The sequence below is a fragment of the Staphylococcus caprae genome, assembly GCF_002902725.1.
Classification (GTDB): domain Bacteria; phylum Bacillota; class Bacilli; order Staphylococcales; family Staphylococcaceae; genus Staphylococcus; species Staphylococcus caprae.
This window is the reverse complement of sequence record NZ_PPRT01000032.1, coordinates 38,714-44,903: the sequence shown is the minus strand read 5'-3', so window position 1 is coordinate 44,903 and position 6,190 is coordinate 38,714. Positions and strand designations below refer to the sequence as shown.

Here is a 6,190-nt window from a genome sequence, read left to right as displayed (position 1 = left end):
CCTATATTATATTTATATGAATTTTTGGTTTATTGTTAATATAACAGTAGTTAAAATGATGGATAAATATTTATTCACTTATGTTTCCAGTGGTTCACTTTTTTATATTTTTCTCAATGAGATTAAGTTAAATATTATCATTTTATTATTTAAATTCGCAGTACTATCTATTGTTTTCATTTAATACCAGCAATCTTCCCTGTAATTTCTGTTTGTGCATAAAGAAATACATTTTGAAACAAAATACAAGCTAGTGTCATCATCATGCATAAAAAATATATGATATTTGATTGTTTCTCTATCATTACGCCCAAAACTAATACTATAAAAACAAAACTTACTACAACATTGATCAAAATATTTTTGATTATCTCTTTAACATTAGGAAACACAAACGCTCTTAGCTTATATCCATTTAACTTAACTCCTAATTCTTCCTTCTTCTTTTTATCGACAAATCTCTTAACTATGATTAGTGGAATTATCGCGATTATTACTAAAATAAGACTTACCATCGAGTTCGTAGTAAAATCCATATAATCTAGTAATGATTTAGTGAGCGTTGCAAATAATAGACCAATACCTGTGCCTATGCTTCCCAAAGCATTCGTTTTATTTCTTTTGTCTTTATTGATATAAGAGGTTTTGATGCTTTCCAATTCTTCTTTATCAATTTTAATAAGTAATTGTCTTGTTACATAATTTAGTAACGGAAATAAATATGTTAATTTATTACGGTTTAAATCAATAACATAATACGAGTCCTTATAGTGTATTAACTTATATTTACTGTTTTTTTCGATAGTTTCTATATTTATTGTATTGATAATTGTGTGCTCCCCTTCGTTTTTATCTTCTACAAAGTTAGTTTCATTTTTAAGGTCTTTTGAAATCTATTCAATATTATCATGTAATTTATTTTGTCATATATTCATTCTTTTTTTCTATAACAAATCCTTACTTTTTATTATCACTATAATTGATTGGCTAGCTCAATCATTAATTTCCTTAACTATCTTTAGCTAGTATAAATATATCTGACTATGTCTGAAACTCCTATTGCTATTCACCAAATGTGCACTTGCCTATCCTGATGTTAGGGAGTACACTTTATTAGTAAAGTAAGCGTTTTCCTATTAAACTTTTGGAGAAGTGAGATGAACAATGATAAATAGACATATAAAACTAATTCAACTCTTATTGAACAACGCTCAAACATACATTAGTGGGAATGAAGTCTCCAATTATTTAAACGTTTCCAATCGGACTGTGAGAAATGATATTAAAGTGATTAATGCTACTTTTATTGATGAGGTCATTGTGAGTGTTAAGTCGAGGGGATATCATTTGAATCTAGATCAGTACTCCGTTTCTTATATTGAGGATCAATTGAATGATTGGATCTTCAAAGAGAGAAAGTTGTTAATTACGATAGCTTATAAATTATTGATGGACGACCATACGTATACACTGAACGAACTGGCGGCACAGTTTCATTTATCTAAGAATGATGTGCTCGATTGTGTGACACGTTTACAACATTGGTGTGAGAAATTCGATGTCATGATGGTCATCAAAAGGAAACAAGGTATTATGATTGACGCGAGTGCTTCAAACTTAAGTAATGCCATTCTCCATCTTAATCAACTTACCTCTAATGAAATTAAAGTGGAAGATTTAATCTTACAAGAATTGCCCCATGCACATATTCAACGCATTCATCATATTATTAAACAACATATCCAAGAAGCCGATCTACAAACTTCAGATAATCAAGTGCGTCAGTTACTTGTGCATTTAATCTTAATTATTAAAAGGTCGTCATCCGAAGAAGTAGAATGGGAAGCTCATCCCGACTCTTTAGATATTGCTCGACGATGTATTGCTGATATTAATCAACAACTTGGATATCAACTCACTGATGAAACAAGTCATTTATTTTCATTTTTCATTAGCTACCATTTCAATCAGTTTGACTTGAGTTTTCAACGACTTTTTATTCAAGGATATATTCAGAGATTAATCCAATTGATGGAAGATACTGTAGATATTCCATTTTCTAAAGATTCCATTTTAAAAGAAAATATTTATATGCATTTTAGTCGTACGTATATACGGTTAATGCGTAATGTTTATTTAAATAATCCGTTGACATCGGAGATTAAACAGTTGTATCCATTTATTTTTAATACGCTTTATAATGCAATTGCTCAATTATCAAAAGATACTGATATACAACTTTGTGAAGATGAAATTGCCTTTTTGACGATTCATTTTCAATCTTCTATTGAACGGCAAATGCAATCTACAATGAACGTCGTCATCGTGTGTTACTATGGCTTAGGTGTATCAACCCTATTAGCTGAAAGAATTAAGAAGTTGAGTCCGTCGATTTCTATCGTCGATACGCTCAAACTTGAAGATGTAGAACACTATGATTTCAGCCAAATTGATGTACTCATTACAACGCATGATATCGACTTGTCGAATAATGATTTAAATGCTTTACCGAAAGTTGTTAAAGTTTCGCCGTTATTTTCAAAAGATGATGAAAGAACAGTGGAACATCTCATTCAATCCTATAGAAATCCTACATTACAAAGAGATGCCTTATCCCCGATACAATTTGTGGTTGAATCTGACATTGAACATACTGGTTCCACCGTTGCGTTATCTATCTTTAAAAGAGCGCAAACGATCTTAGATGAACATCAAGCGACTTTAGATGGCTATATCGAATCCGCGATGGAACGCGAAAGACAATCTTCAACCTATATTGGAAACGCAATCGCTATCCCCCACGGTAACCCGGAAAAGGTTCTAAAGTCACATGTGATTATATTTAAAACGATCGATTCTATCCCATGGAAGCAACATAATGTGAAATTAGTCTTCTTCCTGGCGATTGCGAAAAAAGATGCACAGATGATGAAGAAAATCATTCAATCGATTGCTCAGCTTGATGAACATACAGTCGATCAATGGTGTGTGTTAGATGAGGTTGCTTTGAAGAATAAGTTAATCGCACGAATTAGAGAATAATTGCCACTAATAACGGCAATTATTCTTTTTTATATAGCATTGAATACGCTTACACTTTAATAAAGGAGAGTGAAAGCTATGAAAATACTTGCTATAACATCATGCCCGAATGGCATCGCCCATACATATATGGCTCAAGAGAAATTAGAACAAGCTGCTAAAGAAATGGGCGTAGACATCAAAGTCGAAACACAAGGCGGTGTAGGTGCGGAAAACATTTTAACTGCTAAAGAAATTAAAGAAGCAGACGGCATTATCATCGCAGCGGATCGACAAGTCGATTTATCTCGATTTAAAGGAAAACGTTTAATCAATGAAAATGTTCGCGAAGGTATCCATCGCCCTAAAGAATTAATTCAACGTATCATCGATCAAGATGCACGTATCTATCATGGATCTGACTCAGACGCGTATGCTCAGTCAAATGATGCTGAGGATGACGAACATAAAAGCGGAATGCAAATGATTTATCAACACTTAATGAATGGTGTGTCTTTCATGGTTCCATTCATTGTTGTTGGTGGATTACTCATGGCTATCGCCTTAACTATTGGTGGCGAAACAAGTCCAAAAGGTTTAGTCATTCCAGAACATTCATTCTGGAAATCTATTGAAAGTATCGGTAGTTTATCTTTTAAATTCATGGTACCTATTCTAGCTGGTTACATTGCCGTTAGTATCGCTGATAAACCCGGCCTTGTTCCAGGTATGATTGGTGGTGCAATTGCAGCTGACGGTAGTTTATACGGTAGTACTGCAGGCGCTGGCTTCTTAGGTGGTATTGTCGCTGGTTTCCTTGCTGGTTATATCGCTAAATGGATTAAACAAATTAAAGTTCCTAAAGCGATGGCGCCAATTATGCCGATTATCATTATCCCTATTATTTCATCGTTAATTGTAGGTTTAATATTCATCTTTGTTATTGGTGCACCGATTTCAAGTATTTTCGCTGCTCTGACGACATGGTTAAAAGGGATGCAAGGTGCCAACATTATTATTCTTGCTCTAATTATTGGTGCAATGATTGCCTTCGATATGGGTGGCCCTATTAATAAAGCAGCCTTTCTATTTGGTTCCGCACTCATTGCCGAAGGAAATTATGCAGTGATGGGAATGGTTGCTGTTGCAGTATGTACTCCTCCAATTGGTTTAGGTTTAGCAACATTTATCCAAAAGCGTAAGTTCAATAAGTCTGAACGAGAAATGGGTAAAGCCTCATTTACAATGGGACTCTTTGGTATTACTGAAGGTGCCATACCTTTCGCTGCTCAAGACCCACTTAGAACAATTCCGGCTAATATGATTGGTGCGATGGTGGCTTCTGTTATTGCGGCACTCGGTGGCGTAGGCGATAGAGTTGCTCACGGTGGCCCTGTTGTGGCAGTACTTGGCGGTATTGATAAGGTATTGTGGTTCTTTATTGCTGTCATTATTGGTAGTTTAGTCACAACGTTAGCGGTTTTAATTTTCAAGAGACATTCACCTGCAAATGACGTGAATACGTTAGCGACTGACACTGGCTTGGAAAATGAAGAACCAACAGCAAACGATACTTCTTCACAAAATAGTGTAGCTACTTCAGCGCAACAAGAGGCATCAACAGCGAAGCATACTGAAGATCATGTATTTAGCGAAGACATTATCGATATTTCAAAATCTGAACTCACTCGAGATGAGGCAATAGATACACTTCTTTCAAAATTAAATGAACATCATTACATCTCTGACGTAGAAACAGTCAAAGACGCGATTCTTAAACGAGAAGCAGAGTCAACAACAGCTATCGGAATGAACGTAGCAATTCCTCACGCGAAATCAAATGCGGTGAAACAACCTGTAGTAGCAGTTATGAGTAATAGAAAAGGCATTCAATGGGAAAGTCTTGATGGTTCATTACCACAATTGGTATTCCTTATCGCTGTTCCAAATGACAGTAACGATACACATTTAAGACTATTACAACGTTTATCAAAATCACTCATGCATGACGATACAAGAGACAGACTCGTACACGCTCAAGATAAAAGTGAAATCTACAATATTTTAAAAGGGATATAAAGGAGTGTAAGACATGGTATTGTTTCTCGAACCTGTATTTCAAGAAAGAATTTGGGGTGGCTCAGCTTTAACACAGTTCGGATATGATATTCCAAGTAATTCAACAGGAGAATGTTGGGCTATTTCAGCTCATAAAAATGGTCCTAACGTCATTCTAAACGGCAAACATCAAGGTAAAACACTAGACCAAGTATGGGATGATGATAGAGCGTTATTTGGGAATGATTCTAGAACACACTTCCCGCTTCTAACTAAAATTTTAGATGCACATGATCAACTTTCTGTCCAAGTACATCCTAACGATGACTATGCCCTTCAACATGAAGGAGAATACGGTAAAACAGAATGTTGGTACATTTTAGATGCAGAACCTGGAGCTGAAATTATTTATGGTGTGGATGCTGATTCACAAACAGAGCTTCATCAATTGATTGATAACAAAGACTTCGATCATTTATTTAAACATGTACCTGTTCATCCTGGTGAATTCTATTATGTTCCTGCTGGTACTGTTCATGCCATCGGTTCAGGCATTCTTATTTTAGAAACGCAACAATCCTCAGACACAACGTATCGTATTTATGATTATGATAGAAAGGATAGTCATGGACATACGCGTGAGTTACATTTGGAACAGAGTAAAGATGTTATTGATATTTCAAATCGACAACCTAACACGTCTCCTCTTACCAAAGAGATAGATGGGAACACGTACACGCAATTTATTGCGAATGAATTCTTCACTGTTGAAAAGTGGACGATTAATCATCAGATGCAATGGGATAAACCACATGCCTATTGTTTAGTTTCAGTGATTGATGGCAAAGGTAAAATCTTAATCGATGATAAACCTTACGACATTAAAAAAGGCATGCATTTCATTCTTACATCAGAAGATCATACAATCACATTTGAAGGAAACATTGAATTGATCATCAGCCATCCTTAAAGTATGCTTCCCCTCAGCTACAGTTATAATTGGGAGAATTATAGATAAAGACTGAATTTTAGTGAACAAACAAATTATTGATGGCGACACGCCTGCAGGAATAGCATGCGTCTTGAGACTACAGGCTCAAGCCATGCCCGC

4 protein-coding genes are annotated in these 6,190 nt (G+C 35.2%); 3 read left to right on the top strand and 1 reads right to left on the bottom strand.

Annotated elements, in window-relative coordinates; all coding sequences use genetic code 11:
• Nucleotides 1–176: 176 nt before the first annotated feature.
• Nucleotides 177–776, bottom strand: a complete 600-nt coding sequence (locus CD155_RS07160) for a DUF443 family protein (RefSeq protein WP_256605087.1) — start codon at nt 774–776, stop codon at nt 177–179.
• Nucleotides 777–1,164: 388 nt separating this feature from the next.
• On the opposite strand from CD155_RS07160, the gene CD155_RS07155 reads away from it, so the two are divergent.
• The 3 genes from CD155_RS07155 to manA all read left to right on the top strand — a co-directional run bounded on the left by CD155_RS07155 (nt 1,165) and on the right by manA (nt 6,049).
• Nucleotides 1,165–3,042, top strand: a complete 1,878-nt coding sequence (locus CD155_RS07155) for a BglG family transcription antiterminator (protein WP_103212940.1) — start codon at nt 1,165–1,167, stop codon at nt 3,040–3,042.
• Nucleotides 3,043–3,120: 78 nt separating this feature from the next.
• The gene (locus tag CD155_RS07150) at nt 3,121–5,100 is read left to right on the top strand and encodes a PTS fructose transporter subunit IIABC (RefSeq protein ID WP_103212939.1); all 1,980 of its coding nucleotides are present in this window, start codon (nt 3,121–3,123) and stop codon (nt 5,098–5,100) included.
• A 13-nt stretch (nt 5,101–5,113) separates the two neighbouring features.
• Nucleotides 5,114–6,049, top strand: coding sequence for a mannose-6-phosphate isomerase, class I (gene manA / locus CD155_RS07145; protein ID WP_103212938.1), 936 nt, complete (start codon nt 5,114–5,116; stop codon nt 6,047–6,049).
• Nucleotides 6,050–6,190: the final 141 nt, after the last annotated feature.